Annotated in this window: 17 protein-coding genes and 1 pseudogene; 13 read left to right on the top strand and 5 right to left on the bottom strand. The window is 54.2% G+C overall.

Features of this window, described 5'->3' with window-relative positions; genetic code table 11:
* Positions 1-368: 368 nt before the first annotated feature.
* The 6 genes from NFU03_RS11270 (at position 369) to NFU03_RS11245 (ending at position 8538) form a co-directional block, all read left to right on the top strand.
* Positions 369-2015 carry a serine hydrolase domain-containing protein gene (locus tag NFU03_RS11270; RefSeq protein ID WP_251638743.1) on the top strand — a complete coding sequence of 549 codons (1647 nt, stop codon included), beginning with the start codon at positions 369-371 and terminating at the stop codon, positions 2013-2015.
* 15 nt (positions 2016-2030) lie between these two features.
* Positions 2031-4148, top strand: a complete 2118-nt coding sequence (locus tag NFU03_RS11265) for a glycoside hydrolase family 3 protein (protein ID WP_251638741.1) — start codon at positions 2031-2033, stop codon at positions 4146-4148.
* Between the two features lie 14 nt (positions 4149-4162).
* Positions 4163-5422 (top strand): exo-beta-N-acetylmuramidase NamZ family protein, encoded by a 1260-nt coding sequence (locus NFU03_RS11260; protein ID WP_251638739.1) that lies wholly within the window; start codon positions 4163-4165, stop codon positions 5420-5422.
* 265 nt (positions 5423-5687) lie between these two features.
* Complete coding sequence (locus NFU03_RS11255) at positions 5688-6959, top strand: RidA family protein (protein ID WP_251638737.1); 1272 nt, start codon at positions 5688-5690, stop codon at positions 6957-6959.
* A 173-nt stretch (positions 6960-7132) separates the two neighbouring features.
* Complete coding sequence (locus NFU03_RS11250; RefSeq protein ID WP_251638735.1) at positions 7133-7849, top strand: dihydropteridine reductase; 717 nt, start codon at positions 7133-7135, stop codon at positions 7847-7849.
* A 233-nt stretch (positions 7850-8082) separates the two neighbouring features.
* The gene (locus NFU03_RS11245; RefSeq protein WP_398290248.1) at positions 8083-8538 is read left to right on the top strand and encodes a cupin domain-containing protein; all 456 of its coding nucleotides are present in this window, start codon (positions 8083-8085) and stop codon (positions 8536-8538) included.
* 107 nt (positions 8539-8645) lie between these two features.
* On the opposite strand, the gene NFU03_RS11240 is transcribed toward NFU03_RS11245, so the two are convergent.
* Positions 8646-9671, bottom strand: a complete 1026-nt coding sequence (locus NFU03_RS11240; protein WP_251638733.1) for a DUF4097 family beta strand repeat-containing protein — start codon at positions 9669-9671, stop codon at positions 8646-8648.
* The gene (locus NFU03_RS11235) at positions 9664-9987 is read right to left on the bottom strand and encodes a PadR family transcriptional regulator (protein WP_251638732.1); all 324 of its coding nucleotides are present in this window, start codon (positions 9985-9987) and stop codon (positions 9664-9666) included. Before NFU03_RS11235 ends, NFU03_RS11240 begins: the two co-directional genes overlap by 8 nt.
* A 355-nt stretch (positions 9988-10342) precedes the next feature.
* Here NFU03_RS11235 and lepB point away from each other — a divergent pair, with 355 nt between their 5' ends.
* Positions 10343-10888 (top strand): signal peptidase I, encoded by a 546-nt coding sequence (gene lepB / locus NFU03_RS11230; protein ID WP_251638730.1) that lies wholly within the window; start codon positions 10343-10345, stop codon positions 10886-10888.
* Positions 10889-11038: 150 nt separating this feature from the next.
* Here the strand turns inward: lepB and NFU03_RS11225 are convergent, their stop codons facing one another.
* Complete coding sequence (locus NFU03_RS11225) at positions 11039-11887, bottom strand: VOC family protein (RefSeq protein WP_251638728.1); 849 nt, start codon at positions 11885-11887, stop codon at positions 11039-11041.
* Positions 11888-12144: 257 nt separating this feature from the next.
* Between NFU03_RS11225 and NFU03_RS11220 the strand changes: the two are divergent.
* Positions 12145-12561: pseudogene (locus NFU03_RS11220) on the top strand (cupin domain-containing protein); the annotation flags it as partial.
* 235 nt (positions 12562-12796) lie between these two features.
* On the opposite strand, the gene NFU03_RS11215 reads toward NFU03_RS11220, so the two are convergent.
* Positions 12797-13735: a magnesium transporter CorA family protein gene (locus NFU03_RS11215; protein WP_251638722.1), complete on the bottom strand. Its 939-nt coding sequence runs from the start codon at positions 13733-13735 to the stop codon at positions 12797-12799.
* Positions 13736-13834: 99 nt separating this feature from the next.
* On the opposite strand from NFU03_RS11215, the gene NFU03_RS11210 reads away from it, so the two are divergent.
* Complete coding sequence (locus NFU03_RS11210) at positions 13835-14521, top strand: TrkA C-terminal domain-containing protein (RefSeq protein ID WP_251638720.1); 687 nt, start codon at positions 13835-13837, stop codon at positions 14519-14521.
* 66 nt (positions 14522-14587) lie between these two features.
* Here NFU03_RS11210 and NFU03_RS11205 read toward each other — a convergent pair whose 3' ends face one another.
* The gene (locus tag NFU03_RS11205) at positions 14588-14833 is read right to left on the bottom strand and encodes a glutaredoxin family protein (protein WP_251638719.1); all 246 of its coding nucleotides are present in this window, start codon (positions 14831-14833) and stop codon (positions 14588-14590) included.
* A 169-nt stretch (positions 14834-15002) separates the two neighbouring features.
* Here NFU03_RS11205 and NFU03_RS11200 point away from each other — a divergent pair, with 169 nt between their 5' ends.
* From NFU03_RS11200 to NFU03_RS11185, 4 genes are read left to right on the top strand one after another with little or no spacing between them, the layout of a single operon-like run.
* Entirely contained in the window at positions 15003-16490 is a 1488-nt protein-coding gene (locus tag NFU03_RS11200; protein WP_251638718.1) for a TIGR02677 family protein, read from the top strand.
* A gap of 4 nt (positions 16491-16494) precedes the next feature.
* A complete protein-coding gene (locus NFU03_RS11195) occupies positions 16495-17658 on the top strand; it encodes a TIGR02678 family protein (protein WP_251638717.1) in 1164 nt (387 codons plus the stop codon).
* Positions 17655-21800 carry a TIGR02680 family protein gene (locus NFU03_RS11190; protein ID WP_251638716.1) on the top strand — a complete coding sequence of 1382 codons (4146 nt, stop codon included), beginning with the start codon at positions 17655-17657 and terminating at the stop codon, positions 21798-21800. The genes NFU03_RS11195 and NFU03_RS11190 overlap by 4 nt, the downstream gene beginning before the upstream one ends.
* Complete coding sequence (locus NFU03_RS11185) at positions 21784-23061, top strand: TIGR02679 family protein (protein WP_251638715.1); 1278 nt, start codon at positions 21784-21786, stop codon at positions 23059-23061. The genes NFU03_RS11190 and NFU03_RS11185 overlap by 17 nt, the downstream gene beginning before the upstream one ends.

Here is a 23061-nt window from a genome sequence, read left to right as displayed (position 1 = left end):
GTACATGATGAATCATAAAAGGTTCCGATGAGTTCTGGCTTGCATTCGAAGTAGTAGGTGAACTGCGACCGTAGATGAAATGGAAGAGATTTAAATCATATAGGTCTTGCGGTTCTGACAACAGGTAGCCGAAAAGCCGTATTACGAACACTTTCCATGTCATGTGGGAGGTGTTTTTTGTCGTTATATTTCAGAATATGTTGAAACCGATCTGAATATTAATTTCATTTATCAGACAATTATACTAGTTGCTCTCTGTTCTTATTTCCCAGATTTACTGGCAACATTTGCCCTTCGGTCGTATGGCGGCTGGTGTTTTTATTGGGTACAGTGAAAGGGCTTACATAATGACGGGAGGAGATGGACTGATGGTGAAACCGAGGAAGAGGTTTGTGGCGGCGGTGATGGCAGGGGCGCTGACGGGAGGATTGGTCGTGTCAGGCACAGCGGAGGCGTATGGGAACCAAGTGCCGCCCAAGGCATGGAACGATCCGGGGCATGGTGCGCCTGTGCTCCACCCGGGCTCTGCAAATGGAGCGGGGATGCGACAGGAACCGCTGCGGAAAATCGACGGCGTCCTGGAGAGTGCGATTGAGGCGAAGACGGTGCCGGGGGCGGTTGTCCTCGTTGCGCGCAGCGGGCATATCGTGAAGCAGGAGGCGTACGGGGATGCGGCGCGATATGTGGATAATGCATTCACGGAGATGGATAACCCGGTCGCCATGCAAAAGGATACGATTTTCGATATTGCGTCCATCAGCAAGATTTTCACGACGGTCGCTGCGATGAAGCTGTATGAGAACGGGAAGCTGGACTTGGATGAACCTGTTGCTTCGTACATCCCGGAATTTGCGGCGAATGGCAAAGAGACAGTGACGATCCGCCAGCTGATGACACATACGTCGGGCTTTACGGCGTGGATCCCGCTTCATTCACAAGGGACGTCCCGGGAAGACCGGCTGCAGCTCGTGTTTACACAGCCGCTTGCCGCTGAGCCCGGCAGCCGGTATACGTACAGTGATTTGAACATGATCACGCTGGGTGCTGTCGTCGAAAAACTGTCAGGGAAACGTCTCGACCAGTTCGTGAAAGAGCAGATCACGCAGCCTCTCGGCATGACGGATACGATGTACAATCCGCCGGCAGCGCTCAAGAAGCGGATCGCCGCAACGGAATACCAGCCTGAAATCGGCCGGGGGCTCGTCTGGGGAGAGGTCCATGATGAAAACGCGTGGTCGCTCGGCGGAGTAGCCGGGCATGCGGGCGTGTTCTCGACAGCGAAAGACTTGGGCATTTTCGGCCATATGATCTTGAATGAAGGCCGGTATGGGGGCAAACGGATTTTGAAACCGGAGACGGTGCGGCTGCTCGGGCAGAACCAGATCCCGGAATTCCCTGGCAATGATCACGGCCTCGGCTGGGAACTGAACCAAGGCTGGTATATGGACGCGCTTGCAAGTCCGTCGGCAGCCGGGCATACCGGTTTCACCGGGACGAGCCTCGTCATCAGTCCGGAAAACCAGACAGTCGCCGTGCTGCTTACGAATCGGGTGCACCCGACACGGAATACGATTTCGCTGAACGGGGTGCGGCGTGACTTCGTGCGCCAAGTGGCAGATGCGATCCCGGCTCCGGTACCAAAGAAGGCGGATGCCTGGTTCTCGGGTTATGGAGATAAGTTGGATCGCACGCTGCTCATCCGGAACGAGAACAAGGCCCGGAATATGACGTTCGGCACGTGGTACGAGCTTGAACAGGATTCCGATTATGGATTCGTCGAAGTCTCGCGCGACGGCATTGCGTGGGAGAAAGCCGGAGCTGCGCTGACGGGGACGAATTCGAAGTGGCAGGAAGCAACCGTGCCGCTGCCTGAAGGGACACAATTCATCCGGTTCCGGTACTCGACGGATGCTTCGGTCAACGGACGCGGCTGGTACGTGGGCGATGTGAAACTGGACGGCAAGAAGGTGCACCCTGGGAAGGATTCGTCCGGCTGGGAAAAACAAAACTACTAAAGGAGTGAAGAGTCGATGAGGAAACTGCGCAACTATTTGTTTATTCCCGTGTTAGCTGGGATTTTAGTGCTGACGGCTGCATGGAGCGGTCCGGCCGCTTTTGCAAAGAAGCCGGGCTCGTCTGAATATGATCTGATTCTGCTGCAGAACGTGCCACAGTCCAAAGTGGAAATCGGGGCAGGGAAGCTGCAGCTGGAAGCGCTGCATGTATACAAGGACGGCCATTTCACGAAGCCGGCCGGGAATCAGAAATGGACATCCGCCAACCGCGGGGTCGCTTCGGTCGACCAGAACGGCGTCGTGACGATGACCGGCAAAACGGGTTCTTCTGTCGTCCAAGTGAGTGAAGGACGGCTGTCGGATAAGATCATCGTGTCGGCGAAGCCGGATAAGTCCGGCGGGAAGAAACACGGGAAACCAAGCGTCCGATATGAGGTGAAGAAGATGAACGGGAAACGGTATGACCTGATCCCGAACGCGATTCGCAACATGACATTGGAAGAGAAAGTCGGCCAGATGCTCATGCCTGACTTCCGCACGATGGACGGCAAGGACGTTACGGAGCTGACGCCGAAAATCGAAGCGCTCGTGAAGAAGTATCATCTGGGCGGCGTGATCCTGTTCCGTGAGAACGTCGTGACGACGGAACAGACCGCGCGTTTAGTTGCGGACTATCAGAAAACGTCCGAGAAATACGGGATGCTCATGTCGATCGACCAGGAAGGCGGCATCGTCACTCGGCTGCAGTCAGGGACGGACATGCCGGGCAATATGGCGCTCGGTGCCGCGCGTTCAGAAGAACTGGCGCATCATGTCGGTCAGGCAATCGGTGAAGAGCTGCACGCACTCGGCATCAACATGAACTTCGCACCGACGTTCGATGTCAACAACAATCCGGACAATCCGGTCATCGGCGTCCGGTCGTTCAGCGAGGACCCTCAGCTGACCGCTGCCCTCGGTGTCGCGTATACGAATGGCTTACAGGGTACCGGAACATCCGGTACCGCGAAGCATTTCCCAGGGCACGGCGATACGGCAGTGGATTCCCACTTGGGGCTGCCGGAAGTGCCGTATGACAAAGAGCGGCTCATGAAAGTTGAACTGTATCCATTCCAGAAAGCGATGGAAGCAGGTGTCGATGCGATCATGACAGCGCATGTGACTTTCCCTAAAATCGACGGGACAACAGTGGTTTCACAAAAGGACGGTACGGAGATCAACGTACCCGCCACGCTGTCGCACAAAGTGCTGACGGAGCTCATACGGGACGAAATGGGTTATGACGGCGTCATCACGACGGATGCGCTCAATATGAAAGCGATTGCCGATCATTTCGGTCCTGTCGACTCGGTGATCCGTGCGGTGCAGGCAGGGACTGATCTCGTCCTCATGCCAGTCGGATTGGAAAGCGTAGCGGACGGGCTGCTCGAAGCCGTCAAGTCCGGTGAAATTTCCGAATCACGCATCGAGAGCTCTGTGGAGCGGATTCTCGCGCTCAAATTGAAGCGGGGGATCGTTAAAGAGGAAGAACCGGCACCAATCCATGAAGTGATCGCGAATGCCGAACGGACAGTCGGTTCGGCTGAACACAAGCAAGTCGAGCGGGAAGTGGCGGAGAAGTCCGTGACTCTCTTGAAGAATGAGAACGTTCTGCCGCTGCAAGCTGCAGACTCAGACAAGATTGCTGTCATCGGAAGTTCGTATATCGACGACTTGTATGCAGCGGTGAAGAAAAATCATGCAAACACAGTATTGATTAAAAATGCGGAACCCCTAACAGACACAGAACTCGCACAACTTGCGGATGTCTCGGCGATTATCGTCGGCACCACAACTTCGACAGTTGCAGGCAGGGCCCCGTCCCACCCGCAGATGAAGATGGTCAATGAATTGATCGGAGCGGTGGACGTACCGGTCATTGCGGTCGGCGTGCGAAATCCATACGACATTATGGCATATCCGGATGTCGATGCATACCTCGCGCAATACAGTTTCCGGACAGCAAGCTTCGATGCGACGGCTTCCATCCTGTTTGGTAAGGAGTCACCGCAAGGGAAACTGCCGGTGACGATTCCGAACCCGGTGGGAGGCACGCTGTATTCGTTCGGTCATGGATTGTCCTATAACAATTAAAAGGAGGGATCGCGATGAAAAAGTGGATGATGGTCGTCGTGACAGCACTGCTGATTATGACGACCTGCACGGCGGCACTTGCCGATAATCACTATAACAACGGCAGTCAGAAGAACAAAGGGAACGGCAAAGGAAATCCGTCGGTCACCGTCGGGGCAGAAATGCTGCTGAACAAAGAGAAGAAACTGCTGAAGGGCAAGCGGGTCGGTTTGATCACGAATCCGACTGGGGTTGACAGCCAGCTGAACAGTGTCGTCGACTTGCTGAATAACGACCCGGATATCGAACTGAAGGCACTCTACGGGCCGGAGCATGGTGTCCGAGGGGACGCACAGGCGGGTCAGTACGTCGAGTACTATATCGATGAGGTGACCGGTCTGCCGGTCTACAGCCTGTACGGCAAGACGCGGAAACCGACACCTGAGATGCTTGAGGGCATCGATGCACTCGTCTTCGATATCCAGGACGTCGGCACAAGATTCTATACGTATATCTACACGATGGCGCTGTCGATGGAAGCAGCAAAGGAAAAAGGGATTCCATTCATCGTCCTCGACCGTCCGAACCCACTTGGCGGTGACAAGGTCGAAGGGCCGGTCCTCGATCCTGAATTCGCCTCGTTCGTCGGCCAGTACGCAATTCCGTTACGGCATGGTATGACGGTCGGGGAACTGGCAAAGCTGTTTAACAAGGAGTTCGGCATTGGAGCAGATCTCACCGTAGTCAAGATGAAAGGCTGGAAGCGGAAAGCCTACTTCGATGAAACCGGCCTGCCATTTGTCATGCCGTCTCCGAATATGCCGACGCTGGATACAACACTCTCCTATCCAGGAGCAGCTCTGATCGAAGGTACGAACGTATCCGAAGGGCGCGGTACGACGAAGCCGTTCGAGCTGATCGGTGCACCGTTCGTCAGCAGTCCGCAGCTCGTGAATCAGCTCAACCAACTGGACCTGCCGGGTGTAACATTCCGTGCAGCGTCGTTCACGACGATGTTCTCGAAGCATAGCGGCAAGCTGTCCCACGGCATCCAGATCCATGTGACGGATCGCGACAAATATGATCCGGTCGTCACGGGACTGTACATTGTGAAGACATTGAAAGACCTGTATCCGGAACAAGTCCAGCTCACCTCGTTCTTCGATAACCTGATCGGCAACGGCTGGATCCGTGAAGGCATCAACAACGGTATGACCGTGGAAGAAATGCAGGAACGCTGGGAGAAAGACTTGAAACAGTTCAAGAAAGTGCGGAAGCAGTACTTGTTGTATTGATCGGTGCCTGTGCGCAAAACAATCGTGAATGTTTAAACATTCACGATTGTTTGCTGCACAGGCACTTTTTTTATCTGCTGGCATCCGCCATTCCCGTTAAAAATGGCGAGATCCGCCTTGCAATTTCGTAAACGGGGCAGTTTGCCGGAATATCCATGATAAGATTAGTTAGCAAAGCCGGTATTGCATTGTTGTGAATATTTTCACTTCACGGAATGTCGCATACACGGCGACTCTATTACATCATTTAAAAGGGGATTTTTTTATGAGCAATTATAATGCAGTTTCAGCAAGCAACACGGAAAACGCACCAAGCGGCAACGGTCTTTATTCACAATCTGCAGCTTTTTCCCATTACAACAACTTGTCCGCTCAATTGCCGATCAATCCGAAAACGGGTGAATTGGTATCAGGCGGAGTTCGCGAGCAGGCGGTACAGTGTTTCGAAAATATCAAAGCGATCGTGGAAAACCTCGATCACGTCATGAGCGACATTGTGCGGATCACTGTTTTCGTTACAGATATCCAAGACGTGGACACTGTGGATGAAGTGTACAAAACGTACTTCCCGATGTATGTGCCTTCACGTACAATAGTAGCTGTTTCGGCTTTGCCGAAGGATGCGTCCGTACAAATCGAAGCACTTGTCTCACATGGTGAAGGAACGATTCCAAACGCACCACAAGCCGGCGATCTTATCAAGCTGGTCAATAATACAAGCAATGCGCCGGTGAGTCCGCTTTCTGCACAGACGGTTTCTTTCTCTCATTACAATAACCTGTCCGCTCAATTGCCGATTGACCCGAAAACCGGCAGATTGGTAGTTGGCGGGGTGCAAGAGCAGACAGCACAATGTCTGAAAAACGTGAAGGCAATTTTGGAAAGCATCGACGTTCCGTTTGACGATATTGTCCGGATGACGGTATTCCTGACAGACTTGTCCGATCTGGAAGCGGTCAACGAAGTCTACTCAAGATTCTTCCCGGACTCAGCGATCGCCCGGGCCGTTGCGTACGTGCCGGCACGGACAACTGTTGAAGCGGCCGAACTGCCGATGGGCGCTCGGGTGCAGGTCGAAGCAGTAGTATCTCACGGAGACGGCACGCCGCCGCAGGAGATCGAAGACCGTCATGGTATCGTGATATGGGCGAACAATACGGACAAGGCGCCGAAGGATTCCCTGTCGACACAGACCGTTGCCTTCTCCCATTACAACCACCTGTCCGCTCAATTGCCGATCGACCCGAAAACCGGGAAGATGGCAGCGGGCGGCGTCAAAGAGCAGACGGAACAGTGCTTGAACAATATTAAAGCTATCGTAGAGAGCATTGATCATGTATTGGAAGACGTCGTAAAAGTGAACATCTTCGTGAAAGACTTGTCGGAAATGGACGCTGTGGATGAAGCTTACAAAGCATTCTTCCCGAACGGCACACCAGCACGACGGACAGTCGGTGTATCCGCTTTACCGAATAATGCGTTGATCCAAATCGACGCAGTCGTCGGCAATGCGGAAGGTACTCCTCCGAAAGCATAATAATGTGGGTGCCTGAAAATCCGGTACCTGTGTGTCACACAACTTGGGAACAATTCTGAATCGTGTCTGAATTGTGTGACGCACAGGTACCTCTTTTTATGTTTAATTGATAACGGTTATCAGTTAAGGTATAGTAGGATTGATAGGGAAATCGGTGGGAAGGGGAATCGATCATGCAAATCTATTGGACGAAGATCAATAAGATTATCGAAGAAACGCCGGAGGTCCGAACGTATCTGCTCGACTGTCCGGACGGCTTTGTTTGGGAAGAAGGCTCCCATACTCATTTTGCGCTGGAAGGGTTCAATGCCGGGGAAAAACCGAACCGAAGCCTGATCCGTCATATGTCCATTTCGACGCTGCCGCATGAGGGGGCAATCGGTATCACGACGCGGATCAGGGAGCAATGTTCCGAGTTCAAAGCCATCTTGCGGGGTATGGTAGTCGGCGAGGAAGTTGCGATCTTCAAAACACACTCCAATGTACCGTTGAAGAGGGAAGGGAAGAACGTCTACTTACTGTCGTCCGGGGTTGGTTTGGCAACATTCCGGCCGCTTGTATTGGATTATTTGGAACAGGCGGATGGTGTGAATCACATCCATTCGCTGAATGTCGATTCGTCGAAAGAATTTTTATTCCCCACTGTGTTCGAGTCTGTGCCGAAGAAGAAGTTCACGGCCCGGTTCGTCGATAACCGCTCTGACTATTATGGAGAAGTGGAAGATCTCGCAGCCGACAAAGACGGTCTTTTCTATGTTGTCGGCAGTGATGAGTTCCTTACGCAGAACATCGAGCTCTTGCGGGAACAGGGCATCGGTCCGGAACAGATCATGCTCGATAAACGGGAACAGCAGCTGGCAGAGTTTTTTCAAGCGGATCTGACTGTGTAAGAGAATGGCGGGTGCCTGTGCGCTGTTGGGATTGGACACTCTCCTAGGTTTCATCTCGCCTGAAAACTTGCAGGGATGACGAATGAAAAGCGCCTTTCTGCATGGAGTTGCATACAGTACAGTGTAAATCGTGTAAATACAGTATAGAAGGGTTGAGATGAGTGTTCGTCATTCCATATACGTTTTTCTGTCCCGTCTGTCTGCATGCCGCACGGCCATCCGCAGAGCGGGATATGGAAAGACTACCGCAGCCGCAGCCGGAAATGGGAGTATGCGTTTCACCTGTAGCAAGTTCCTCGCATGACGACGGGAAGCAGCCGTACGTTTTCAATATTCATGAAGCGGCGCGGAACAATGCGACGTACCGGACGGCAGTTTGGACAGGAGATCACTTGCAAGTGACCTTGATGAGTATCCCTCCTGGTGACGATGTCGGCTTGGAGATCCATCCCGACACGGATCAGTTCCTGAGGATCGAAGAGGGGCGTGGGCTTGTGCAGATGGGGAATAGTGCCGGACAGCTGTCGTATCAGCAGGAAGCAGGCCCCGGTTCCGCGATACTCATTCCAGCAGGCACTTGGCATAACGTCACCAATATCGGGTCGGGACCTATGAGACTCTATTCCATCTACGCGCCGCCCCATCATCCTTTTGGAACCATTGAAAGGACGAAAGCGGACGCCGACTGACCGGTGCCTGGACTAACCGGTGCCTGTGTGATACACAAATTAGACGCGATTCAGAATTGTGTTCAAATTGTGTGACGCACAGGTACCGTTTTTCCCCGTTTTTCTTATCAGCGCACGGTGATTCTTCCGTTCGCTGATTTCAATTTGATAGAGTTTTCTCCCGGGCCGAATATGGTGCGGGAATTTTTTTCGCCAAATATATCGATCCGGCCGTGGTCGGTTTTCGCTTGGATCGTGACATTGTGCGGCTCGTCGTCCGCCTGGATGAGGATGCTGCCATTGTCGGTTTTCAGGTCGATGTTGCGGTCCAGAATGTCTGTCATCAGCTCGATGCGTCCATTGTCGGTTTCACCGGTGATGTGGCCGTCGACGTGGTGCAGCTCGATCCGCCCGTTGTCTGTTTCGACAGAGAGGGTCTCTGAGTCGACGTGATTCATCTCGATCCGTCCGTTATCCGTCTTCGCATGGACCCGGTCGGCTTGTGTGTTGGCGATCCCGATCCGCCCGTTATCTGTCGTGACAACCAGCTGGCGTGCAGCCGCTTCCCGTAAGAGGATACGTCCGTTATTGGATTTCAGGCGCAGGGATTGGCAGAGGATCTTCTCAGCGGCGATCCGCCCGTTATCCGTCTTGAGCCCAATCGTCCCGTATAACTTTTTCGGGAGGGAGACCTTGACCAGCACGTCTTTGCCGATGAATCCGAACATCAGGAAGCGGGGACGGAGGCTGGTCAGTTTCACTTGGAGTGTGCTGCCGATCACCTCGGCCGTAAGCTTGACCTTGTCGTTCCCATTCAGCAGTTCCACGGTCGTGACGTGATTGTCGGAAGGGGAGACGAGAAGGGAACCGTGATGCACATCCATCGCGATGTCTTGATAGTCGCTGTTTTCGATTCGGATGGATTCGGCCGTGTCAGGATGAACAGTCTGGCTTGGCTCCGGGTAGCCGGCTAGAAGTTCCTGAGCGATGGAGAGCGGTGATCCGAGAGATGCCGTGATTTCCTCATCCGACTTTCCATCCAGGTGCCCGTCAGCAAAGTATTCGCGGATATCCTGCACGATGTCCCGCTGTTCATCCGCCGGGAGCCGGTCCAGCAGCCGTTCCAGTTCGGCAATGTATCTATTTTCAGTCATTAGTGAGCCCCTCCTTAATAAGTGTGTTGACGCCTTGTGAAAAGTGCTGCCATTCCTCCAGCTGTTCGTGAAGATAAGCCCGGCCGGTGTCTGTCAGGCTGTAATACTTTCGCGGTGGTCCTTCTGTCGATTCCTTGACGTATGTCGTGAAGTAACCTTCTTTGGTCAGCCGGCGCAGGAGGGGATAGACGGATCCTTCCGAGATGGCGATCTGGTCTGAGATCTTCTGCACCAGTTCGTAGCCGTAGTGGTCCTGCTTGTCGAGAAGAACCAGGACACAGAGGTTAAGCACTCCTTTTTTAAACTGGACGTTCAATTGCATGTCCTCCTTTCACTACTGTTCATAGTATAGTACTGATGCACAAGAAACGCCTTACCGAGAACTATACCATTCGGTAGTGTTTATTGCAAGGTACTGTTCTTTGAATGGTTGTTAAGATAAGAAGCTTACCATCTTTGAAAGTCAAAAATACTTCTAGAGATGAGTTTCGCCCTCGCTTCATTCTTCAGGTAATGAATTAATGACAAATTTACGGGAATTCAGAACCTTATTGAGCTACTAACGTCTCATAGGGAAGCAAGACAACTAACTGGGTGCTCACCAAAGTATCGCAAGGGGAACCGCTGCAGTGAAGACTTACTTATCACATCAGGAATCAGGAGGAGTTGTATTGCAGAATAGTACGAAAAAAGAAATCATGTCTTGGGTGAAACCGATGGCACTAGCAGTTATCTTGGTCGTCATTTGCCGGCAGTTTCTATTTAGCCCGGTTACGGTGCATGGAGTTTCCATGGAGCCGACGTTCGACAACAATCAACGGGTCATCGTGAGCAAAACCAGTTCGGCGGAGCGGTTTGACATGATTGTATTCGGGGCACCGGATGCACCGGGAAAACAGTACGTTAAACGGGTCATCGGCCTGCCAGGCGACCGGATTGAAATGAAAGACGACAAGCTGTATGTAAATGGGGAATTTCAAGAGGAACCTTATGTAAACAGGATAAATGACCTTGGAGTGAGTAAAATAACAGGTGATTTTACGCTGCAAGAACTGACAGGAGAGACAACCGTACCCGAGGGAACCCTGTTTGTTCTAGGCGACAACCGATTGAAAAGCAACGACAGCAGAGCCTACGGTTTTGTTGAAGCTGACTCGATTTTCGGCGTCGTAAAACTTCGAATTTATCCGATTAAAGAAGTGGGTATTCCTCGATGACTGGATCAAGTGCGGACGAAGAAGGGGGTTATTAGCTCAGTATATAGGAATGGAAACGAATCAGGACGGAAGATTGCAGATTCCAATTATAAAGAAAGCACTGCCGGGGGATGGCAGTGCTTTTCTGTGTTGTCATCCAGACATTGACAATTAGCCGACTACCACCTCTATACAATTACCGGACGGATCCTCGGTAACGTAAGAGTCATTTTTTTTGCTGATCGGTACACCGATGGTTTCGAGCTGTCTGATCACGCGTTCTCGGGCTGCTTCGTCAGGATAACAAATGGAATACGACTGGAGCCCGGCACTCGACGCGGAAGGCGCTGGGGCACCGATTCCAGTCCATGTGTTAACAGCGATATGATGATGATAGTGGCCATCTGACAGAAATAGCGCTTGAGATCCCAACCGGCTGACTACATTGAATCCGAGACCTTGGCAGTAAAAGTGCTCTGCCTGAGCCAGATCGGATACGTGTAAGTGGATGTGGCCCATGAGAGTAGCGGCAGGGAGACCATTCCAAGAGTGTTTTGGTTCAGCAAGCAGACTGGCGAATTGGAGTGGGTCTGTCGTCATCACAACTTCCCCGTTGTTCCACTCCCAAACAGATGGGTCACGATCGATGTACAGTTCGATCCCATTCCCTTCAGGATCCGAAATATAAATCGCTTCACTTACCAGATGGTCAGCAGCACCGAATTGGATGCCAAGCGAATCCAGATGCCTGACGACAGCGGCTAAATCTGAGCGTGTCGGCAGCAGCAGGGCAAAGTGATATAAGCCTGTAGTGCCCGTCTGTTTCGGGGACACATTTTCAGGTTGTTCGAGGGTGAGTAATACATTTTTCCCGTCAGCCGTCAGAGAAGCCTTTTTAGGCGATTGACTTGCCACTTGAAAGCCGAGTACATGTTGATAAAACTCTAGGGAACGTTGCATGTCTGTCACCTTCAAAGCTACGTGGCTTACAAATGTGATCGGTGCTTGGTGGAAGTGCATGGACTCATCTCCTGTTAACTAGTACTTAATTTATGACAAGAAGTTAACTTACTTTATGTAAGTAAGTATAGGTGATTTTGGAATGTATCGTCAAGATTCCAATCTGCCTGGTGCTTCCTGCACTTGGTGGCGCCTGTGCGATACACAACTTAGACACGGTTCAGAATTGTGTCCGATTTGTGTGGCGCACAGGTACCGATGTTTAACCTGTGCCAATTGGTGATACCTACTTTATTAGGAGGTCGATACAGATGGGTATTGATTACAAAGATCATGGCAAGGAACCGTATGTGTTGAATATTGAAGAGGCGACGCTGCAGAATGATAACTATCGGACGACAATCTGGACGGGCGATAAAATCCAGGTGACGGTGATGAGCATTGCACCGAATGATGATGTCGGGCTGGAGATCCACCATGGCATCGAGCAGTTCCTGCGTGTGGAGCAGGGCGAGGGGCTGTGCCAGATGGGTCCGTCGGAGGACAACTTGAATTTCGAGCGCCATGTCACGGACGATGATGTGATTTTGGTTCCTGCGGATACGTGGCACAACGTGACGAATACAGGGGATACGCCACTGAAGCTATATTCGATTTACGGGACGCCGGATCATGTGAAGGGCACCGTGCACAAGACGCATGAAGACGCAGAGAATGACCCGAATGAACAGTGAATGATAAAACCAGGCCGATTGGATGGCCTGGTTTTTTGTGTTTTTGTGACATTATTGCTTGTGCAATGAACAATCGGACTGTTCGCGGGAGTAATCGGACAAATGGCGTGTGGAATCGGCCAGATGGGCAAGTTAATCGGCAGACGGACACAATTCCAAATTGTGTCCGAGTTGTGTGACGCACAGGTACCGGTTTCCCCAGGCGTCGGTTCCCCCCCCGGCAATCCCGGCATCCTCAGAATTTCTCGTTCTTCGGGCTTTTCAGTACGCTGCCGATCCAGTTTTTCCGCTTGAGGTAGTAATACAGCCCCCATGTGGAGACGAGGATGATGAGGAGGGAGGCGACGTAGCCGTATCTCCAGTTCAGTTCGGGCATGATTTTGAAGTTCATGCCCCATAAGGCCCCCCAGGCTGCGACGGGGGTGAAGAGCATGGTGATGACGGTCAGGGTCTTGACGATTTCGTTGCCGCGGTGAGAGGAGATGACGGATTCCAGGTCGATGAGTTTCCCGATTTCATCGTCGTATTCCCTGATCGTCTGGCGGCAGCGCTGGATGCGGCGGCATGTGCGGTCGAAGTGGGGGCCGTTCCGTACGGCGCTGCCGAATGCTTCCTGTACCGCTTCCCGTATTTCGATGATGGGGATGAGCAGGTTCTTCCAGACAAGGATCTCGTGGCGGCTGTCCATGATCTGTTCGAAGACAGGTTCATCGTTTTTTGCCTTGATGCGCCAGAGGAGGTCGTGGGTGCGGTCTTCGAATCCATCGATATTTTGCAGGAACGAAGCGGTGATTTCGCCGAGGAGCACCATGAATCCTTCGATTGCGTTGTCCGCATGCTGCATGTTTTTCTGCAGATGCTGGGCGGAAAGACGCGGGGTGACGGCTGCGTCGATGCCGAACGTCAACAGTGTACTCGCGGAGACGTAGTAGTGCAGGATGGTCTGTTTGTGACGGGACTCGACATCTTGAGAATAGATGAAAGAGCCCCACATCGACTCGCTGCCCGCCTCGTCTGTTTCCATTTCGAGATTGCTGTTCTGCTCTCCGTGGAGGGCCTTCGCCCAGCGCCTGCTTGCAGGAGACAATTCTCGGAGTTCAGCGATATCATGCGGGAAAGCTCCATCCAGACGGATCCATGTCCAATGTTCGTGTTGAAATGCAGGTTCAATCATCCGAGATCCTCCCTTTTCTTCTACCTTGTCTCATGTGAGCAGAATTTAAACGTCCGGACCTGGGAAGAATGGCGGTACAAGGGAGGGCGGAACATAAGCATGAAAGATTTTCTCTTCATTCTTCTATACGGGGTGATCGTTGGGCTGGTGATCGAGATGGCGGTCGTCCTGTTTACGGCGACCGGTTTGAAAAAAACCATAGCGAGATTTCAGGTCATCTCCATGCTCACGGGAACCGGTTTTACGACAGATGAGTCGTCACTGATCATTGACCACCCGATCCGGCGGAGACTCAGCGCATCTGTCATCCTGTTCGGCTATTTTTCCTTGGCCGTTATCATTTCATCGATTGCAACGCTGCTTGTCAACGACTTGAAGCTCCGGCTCCTCGTGCTCGTCATTGCATTTCTAATTGCCGTACAAGTATTGCTGAAAAACGGAGCAGTTTTCCGATACTTGGAGAGGAAGTTCGAACGCCGGATGGATGAACAGTTTGAACTCGAGGACTGGCCGTTGAAAACGGCGCTTGAACTCGGGGAGGAGGACGGGGTCGCACTGCTTGCGATTGAAGAGGACTGCGCCTTCATAGGTGGGAAGTGTCAGGGACTGCTTGACGATGAAGACGATATCCACGTGCTTTTCATCCGCAGAGGGGACCGTGTTCTACGGAAAAGCCTGTTTGAAGAGACGCTGCAAGCCGGAGATCAAGTGCTCGTCTTCGGAGACCGGGAACTGATCGACCGAAAATTTTCCGACATGCTCGCAGAAGAGGGTGCTGCCATATGAAAAGCCATTCTCCGCCGCTTGCTGAAAGCGGTTGGAGAATGGCTTTTCCATTTGACGTGACGCGGGTCATCCCTTGTTCAGGGTGTTGACGGTCTCGAGCATTTTCAGCGGATCGAACCCGGCGATCCACGTGCCGCCGATTTCCGTCTGAGGCACGGTGAAACGGCCGCGCTTCCCGATCAGCTTCAGCATGGCGACCGGGTTTAGGTCGACGTGGATTTCCTCGTATGGAAGTCCGGCATCATCCAGGAAGTCTTTCACCATGCGGCAGACGCGGCATGTACGTGAAGTGTAGACGGTAATGTCCGGCATCGGTGGCCAGCCCCTTCCTTGGAGGGTGCCTGTGTGTCACACAACTTGAACACGATTCAGAATAGTGCCCGAATTGTGTGACGCACAGGTACCGTTCGGTATGATAAAATGGTCTCATAAAGAGGTTGCAAATGTAAATGGAAAAGGTAAAGGAACAGAGGGGATACAGATGGATCAGAAGATGAGGAAGATTGTGGAGGCTAGCTATTTGACAGCGGATTCCGCCGCGCATTACCGGACGATCCTGCGGTTTTTCTTTCATCAGCATGAACGGATGCGGGACTATATACCGCCTGAAGAGATTTTAGTACATATGCGGTCGCATGCTGAATTCGGCGATTACAGCGAGGAACTGCTGCACCAGCAGCTCGCCCAGCTCGTGAAATGGAACAACCTCGCCGCACGGCAGGATATGACGAGCGCGAAGACGATCGAGGAATACAAGAAGAAGCGGTTCCGCTACCAATGCACGCCGCTCACGGTGGAGATCGAGCGGATGCTCATCCAGCTGGAGAAGATCGGCGAGAACTTCCAAGGGTCGCTCGAGCGGTCCCAGTTCGACCGGCTGCTTCAGTCGCTCGCCTCGCTGCAGAAGGAAATCGGCGGTGAGCTCCGGCAGCCTGCGGAGGAGTACATGCGCATGTGGGAGGATATCTTCCGCTATTTCCAGACGATCCGTGCGAGCACGGCCGACTATATCGCGTATATCAACAGCGAAGAGACGACGCAGCGGATGCAGACGGACGCATTCCTCATTTACAAAAACCAATTCACTGCCTATTTGCGGGACTTCATCATCTCCTTGCAGAAGACCTCCCTGCAGATCCAGCAGCGGCTGCTCGAAATCGGGGCTGCTGATCTGGAGCTGTTTTTCGGGAAACTGGCGGAGCATCGCCGGGCCATTCCGCGGCTCGAGGACGCGTCGCTTTCTGAAGAGAATTGGCTCGTGGAGTACAGGGAGTATTGGAGTTCACTCAGGCAGTGGTTTCTCGGTACGGACTCACAGGAGAGCGAGCTCGTGATGCTGCAGTGGCAGACGAACGAAATGATCCGGCGGATGACGCGTTATGTGCAGCGGATCGGGGAGCGGCAGCAGCATTTCCGGAGCCGGAAGAAGGATTACCTGCATCTGGCGAAATGGTTCACGGACTGTCTGGACTTGGAGGAGGCACACCGTCTGTCGTCTGTCGTGTTCGGGTCGATGACAGTGGCGCAGATCCAGCTCGAACGGTTCGGGACGGACAATCTCCATACGGATGTGTGGGAGGACGAACCGGAACAATTGGTCATCAAGCCGAGGACGAACCGGTATAGGGAAAAAACGAAGCCGAGCGGATTCAAGTCGAATGCGAAGCAGAAGCAGGAGCTGCGGGAAGCGTACTTGGAACAGCGCCGGCAGGAGAAGCACTTGCTGGATACATATGTGGATCAAGGGAAGATCGTCCTTTCTGCGACAGGTACGGTGGAGCCGTTCGTCCGGAAAGTGCTGCTCGGCTGGATCGGCAAGTCGATGGCGAACGAACAGCGGATCGTCAAGACGGATTACGGGCAGCGGGTCCGCGTGACACTGGATCCGACGAAGGAAGTCACTCTTTCATCAGAGGACGGGAAGCTGACGATGCCGGATGCGATTTTTGAATTTATGACGGAAGGGTGATTCGATGGAGACAGGCCACTTGTTCGACGGAAAAGCGGTGCAGGCGCTCGATCTGCTGCTGCACCGGTATTGGATCCTGCGGTCGGAGGAGCCTGAACTGTATCAGCTCGTGCGGGAGCGCGAGAAAGTGCTGCGCCGCTACATTGACGAAAAACTGGGGCTCCGGCTGCTGATCCACCAGCATTTCGTCAAGCTTGAAAAGATCCCGGCGGAACCGGAGCCGTGGATGGGCATCCAGCTGTTCCAGGAACCGCTCGATTACGCAATTTTCTGCTGTGCGCTCTCGTACATCGAAGGCAAAGCGGTCGATGAGCAATTTCTGCTGTCCGAATTCTGCGAAGAGATCCAGAACGATTTCCCGGGGGACTACCCGCTCGACTGGACACTCTATGCGCATCGGAAGTCCTTGATCCGTACGATGAAAGGGCTGCTTGAGTTCCGGCTCCTCCGTACGATCGACGGCGACATCGGCCGGTTCGACCATAACGAAGAGCAGGAAGTGCTGTATGAAGCGACGCCGTACAGCCGCTATTTCCTCAGGACATTCCCGGAGGATTTTTCGGCGTATGCCAAGTGGGAGGAGCTGCTCGAGGATGAATGGAAAGCGAATCAGGAGGATGAACGGCGGAAGCGTGTGTACCGGAAACTGTTCTTCTCGCCCGGGCTTCATCGGAATGATATCCAGGATCCCGACTTCCTCTACATCCGACAGTTCCGGAACCGGCTGTCCGAGGACATCGAGCAGCATAGCGATTACCGGCTGCAAGTCTATAAGAACACCGCGTTCCTCGCGATATCGGAACCGAAGCAGCACCATCGGGTTTTCCCGGATACGAAAAGTTCAACGGACCTGCTGCTTCAGCTTTCGGATGAACTTCACTCCGATCCTGAGCGGTACGTACCGAACGAGCGGGGTGAGCTGCTGTTCACGGAAGGTGAATTCGACCAGCTCATCGACAAGCTGAGGGCGGACCACGGCACGGGATGGGCGAAGCTGTACCGGGAGAAGAGCACAGGTGCCGTACGGGCGGACCTGTTGGAAGCGCTCGGCAGCTGGATGATGGGCGACTTCGATTTGGATGGGTCTTTGATCCGCATCAAGCCGCTTCTCGGAGTACTGACCGGAGCGTATCCGGCTGATTATGAGCAAGGGGGCGAAAAATCATGACAAACGATAGATGGAGCATGAACCGGGCGGGGCTGCTGAACTTCTGGTACTACGATGAAGAGATCTTCAGTTTTGCAGACGGGAAATTGCTGCTGCGCGGGACGAACGGCTCCGGGAAATCCGTGACGATGCAAAGTTTCCTTCCCGTTCTCCTGGACGGCAAGAAGACGCCTGACCGGCTCGATCCATTCGGCTCGAAAGCGCGGCGGATGGAAGACTACCTGCTTGGCGAAAAGGACGTCGTCGACCGGGAGGAACGGACTGGCTATCTGTTCCTCGAATACAAAAAGAAGGGCACGGGCCAATACATAACGACCGGGATCGGCATGCAGGCGAAACGCAATAAAGGCATCAAGTCCTGGTATTTCGTCATCACGGACAACCGGCGGATCGGTTACGACTTCGAGCTGTCCCACAGGCACCAGGACGAGTCGGTGCCGTACTCGGCGAAAGAGCTCGAGAACCGGATCGGCGCCGGTGGTCAGGTCGTCCATACCCAGCGGGACTACATGGCGCTCGTGAACAAGCACGTATTCGGCTTCCAGTCGATCGAAGCGTATGAGGATCTGATCAAACTGCTCATCCAGCTGCGGAGCCCGAAGCTGTCCAAGGATTTCAAGCCGACCGTGATCTATGAAATCCTCGAGTCGGCACTGCCGCCGCTGACAGATGATGAACTCCGGCATCTGGCGGATACGATCGAAAGCATGGATCAGGCGCAGCAGCAGATCGAACAGCTGGAACGTGAGCACGACTCCGCTCAGCGGCTCGTCCGCCAATATGATCTGTACAACCGGTTCGTCGTCGCGGAGCGGGTCCAGAAATGGAAGGAAGCCGCCGAGCGTCACGGACAGGCGGTTTCCCGCTCAGAGCAATTGAAGAAGGAAGATGACGAACTGGCGGAAGCCATCCGCGCACTGGAAGAAGAAAACGGAGTCATGGAACTCCAGCTCGAGCAGATGCGGGACGAAAAGGCGCGGCTGGAGAAGCACGAAGTCTGGAAGCTCGAAAGTGATAAGAAAGCGATGGAAGAGTCGATCCGTAAGCTGCAGGCTGCTGTGGCCGCGCTGCAGGAGAAGTGGGACAGCCGGAGTGCGTCGATCCGCAAAGACCGTGCCGCCCTGCAGCAGGACGAAGACCAATTCGAGGAGCAGAAAAGCCGGCTCGATGATCTGCTGGAGGAGCTGGCAGTTGACGCAGAAGAGGCGTCATTCCACCAGCACTCAGTGAACGAAGGCGATTTCAAACGCCATGACGGCTATGGATTCGAATTTGCGGTGTGGCAGAAAGAAGCGAGGGCACATGAAGAGCTTCTGCTTGAGATGAAGGCGGTCGCTGAACAGAAAGACCGGCTGATGACGGAACATGATGAACTGCAGCAGCTGTCCTCGGAACAGCTGCAGAAAGTCGACAAGACACGGGGGAGTCTCCGTGATCTCGAGAACTGGTTCACCGAACAGCAGCAGACGCTGACCGATGACGTGTTCCGCTGGATGGAATCCCACCCGAATCTCGTCTTTTCTGACAGCCGGCAGCAGGCGGTCCTGCGTGCACTCAGCGGACTGTATGACGACCACCGGTACGAAGAAGTGCGGGAACAGCTGATGGATTCCCTGAACGATTATGCGAGTTTCGTGAAGTCCAATGAAGAATTCGCGAAGAGGGAACTGGCCGCAAAACAGGCTGAACTGGCGCAGGCAGCCGCCGAGCAGCAACGGTGGCGGACCATGACGATGCCGCAACCTGACAGGCCAGCCGATACAGAGGAATTCCGCCAGCGTCTCGAGCGGCAAGGCACTGCCTACATTCCTTTATACGCAGCGGTCGAATTCAGGGAGGGTCTGTCGGATGAACAGAAATCCCGTGTGGAAGCGGCCCTGCAGCATACGGGACTGCTGGACTGCCTGCTGACGGAAGATGGCAGTGTCCAGCCTGTCCATGACCGTTTGTTCCGCCCTGAACCGCAGCTTCTCGGTCATACGCTGGCGGATTATCTGCGCCCGGATATCGCGGAAGACAGCGGGATTTCAGCGGCCTTCATCGACGAAGTGCTGCGGAGCATTCCACTCGAACAGGCAGGCGGAGGCCTGCAGATCGATGAGGACGGCTCCTACGCAGTCGGCGGCCTGATCGGCCATGCGCCGGAGGAAGGCCCTTCGAAGTTCATCGGCAGGACATCCAGGAAGCGTTTCCAGCAGGAGAAGATCGAAGAATGGGGTCGAATCGCCGGAGAGCTGAAGCAAGAAGCCGATGCGATTGAAGACAGCCTGCTGAACTGGCGGGACGAACAGCTCCGTGTGCAGGAGTGGAAGGCCTCGATACCTTCGGACAAGGCGCTCGCTGACATCGACGCGGAAATCCGGGAAATGGTGCGGGATCTCGCGGCTCAACAGGAACAGCTGAACCGAACCGACGCGAAACGGAAGGACGTCCATCGTCAGCTGCAGGAGGCGGAGCGGGTGCTGCGCCGGAAATCGGAAGGCCTTAACATCGGACTGACGGCGGAATCGCTTACGGAAGCCGTCAAAGCCGCCGGGAGCTATAGCCGGTTTTTGTCGGACCTGAAGGAGACGACACGGGAGTGCTTCCATTTGCAGAAGAACATGCAGACGACTCAGCAGCGGATCCGGGAGAAGGAAGAGGAACTCGATGAAGTGAAGGGCGAAGAGAACAGCCGGACATCTGAAATCGGGAAAGCCGCCGCTGCCATCGAATCGATCGACCGGCAGCTGAAGCTGAAAGGGGTCGACGAAATCCGGGCCAGGATCCGGGAAGTCCAGCTCCTTCTCGCGGAAGCGGAAGACCGCCTCCGAACGATCTTGAAGGAACTGCCGGCCCGTTCCGAAGCGAAAAAGACAGTGCAGGCCAAGCTGGCGGAGGCCGAAAAGAGCCGTCAGTTCTGGCTGCGGATGTCGGAAGAATGGCAGGATGCGGTCAGCAGGGAAGCGGCGCGTAACTTTGTGGAAGTCGGAGAGATGGAACCTGTCGTCCTCTACGCGCAATATGAACCGCTGCTGAGCAAATATGACCGTTCCAAGCTCCAGGAACAGCTGACGAAGGCGTTTGTGAACGAACAGTCCGATTTGACGGAATATCGGATGTTCGAATCGGCGGAGGAGACGCCTGTGCCCGACTGGTTTGCCGAGGACTGGGGCGATTACTACGGACCGTTCCTGGATGAATGGCGGCAATTGCGGACGCGACGGATCATCCACATGGAGTACCGCGGCCAGCGGGTGAGCCCGTATGTCGTCCTCGATTCGCTCGTGGACGAACTGGCGAACCAGAAAAGCTGGCTCGACGAACAGGACCGCCAGCTGTACGAGGACATCATCGTCAACCATGTCGGCATCATTCTGCGCCACCGGATCCAGCGGGCCGAAAAGTGGGTGAAGGAAATGGATCAGATCATGAAGAACCGCGACAATTCGTCGGGGCTGACCTTCTCGATCACGTGGAAACCGCTGACTGCTGAGTCGGAAGACGAGCTGGATACGAAAGACCTCGTCCAGCTTCTGCAGCGCAACAGCAAGTTCCTGAGTGAAGAGGACCTGAACCGGATCACCCGCCACTTCCAGTCCCGTATCACGCGCGCAAAGGAACTCATCCAGCTGCGCAGCGAAGGGTCCACATTGCAGCAAGTGCTGCAGGAAGTGCTGGATTACCGCAAATGGTTCACGTTCGTACTGTCGTATACCCGGACGAACGAACCGAAACGGGAATTGACCAACAATGCCTTCTTCCGCTTCAGCGGCGGGGAAAAAGCGATGGCGATGTACATCCCGCTCTTCACTGCGGCGTATTCGCGCTATAAGGAAGCCGGGGAGATGGCGCCGTTCATCATCACGCTGGACGAGGCGTTCGCCGGAGTCGACGAGCAGAACATCCGTGACATGTTCGAAGTGGTGGAACAGCTCGGATTCGACTATATTATGAATTCCCAGGCGCTCTGGGGGGATTATGATACGATTTCGAACCTCGCGATCTGTGAATTGATCCGTCCGAAAAACGCGAGCTTCGTCACCGTCATGCGTTATTTGTGGGACGGCAGGACGCGGACCGAAGTGAAGGACGGTGATTCGGATGAAATAACGGATGATAACGCGGAAAGTGACGTGAGAGCCGATGAAATCGCGCATTGATGAGCTGCGGAACGAGCCGGGGATCGTCAAGCTGTTTACATTGTTCAAAGGAAAGTATGAGTCATTCGGCAGTGTGAAGGGTACCGTGGCGCTGACCGGTTTCACTGACGGGGAATTGGATGCGATCGCCGGGCTGATCGGGGAGACGCGGGACCAATTGCGGTCGAAAAACCGGCTGCCGCTGCGCGCGTTTGAAAAGGGGCTCGATGGTACGGTATTCGCCGGCATCCCTCTCCTGTCGCTGATGGAAGACATATTGGGCGAGACGCTCGTGACGAAAAAGGAAGCGGCAGAGCAGGGAGTCGAGGCGGAGCAAGCCTTCCTCCTTTCCATGCAGGAGGAATTCCCGGAGCTGGACTTTTGGTGGGCGCGTCTCGGTTCGAAATCACCCGACACCCGCTGGATCTGGTCACTGTACCGGCAGAGGGAGAAGGAACTGGCGGAAGCGTGTACGCAAGTGGGCCGGGCATTTCTCGCGCTTCCTGAACCGGGGGAGTACGTCCGGATCCCGCTGTTCGCCCAGCGGATCACCGGCAATCCGCACAGTTTTGATCCTCAGCAGACGGCGGGCAGGCTGCTCGTCCACTGCCTGTATGCCGACCAGGTGAGGAGGGGGCTGACCGAAGATCCTCCGCCCCGAGGATCGGAAGCGCTAAATGAGCTGTTCAGTGAATACGGACTGCTGCGGGACGACCTGTGGAGTTTCATCACCTGCCAAGGGCTGCTGGCGGACAATGATCAAGGCGTCCATCCGGTGTGGCAGGCGGCAGTGGAGACGCAGACAGTGATGAACGTGCCCTTCAAGGAAGTGGTCAAGGTTACTGCGGCACGGCCGGCGCATGGCCGCCGCGTCTGGATTGTGGAGAACTCGAGTGTCTGTTCCACGCTGTGCGACAGTTGTCCGGATGCGCCGGTCATCTGCACGCACGGCCAGATCCGGACGTCAGGCTGGGTATTGCTCGACTTGCTTGCGGCCGGCGGGAGCATCCTCTATTATTCAGGAGACTTGGATCCGGAAGGGCTCGTGATGGCACAGCGGCTGAAAACGAGATACCGGGACCAGCTCGTCTTCTGGCGGATGGACGCGGAGTCGTATGCTGCGACGATGTCAGACGAAGACATCACAGCCAGGCTGCCGCAGCTCGGCCTCGTGCACGACGCCGGACTTGCGGAAGCTGCTGCCGCTATGCAGAAGTACCAAAAAGCCGGCTACCAGGAAGGCCTGATCGACCAGCTGACCGCTGATATCCGTGAGAACTGA

Origin of the sequence: Sporosarcina sp. NCCP-2716, from assembly GCF_023707985.1 — a bacterium.
GTDB lineage: Bacteria > Bacillota > Bacilli > Bacillales_A > Planococcaceae > Sporosarcina.
This window is presented reverse-complemented; position numbering and strand designations above follow the sequence as displayed.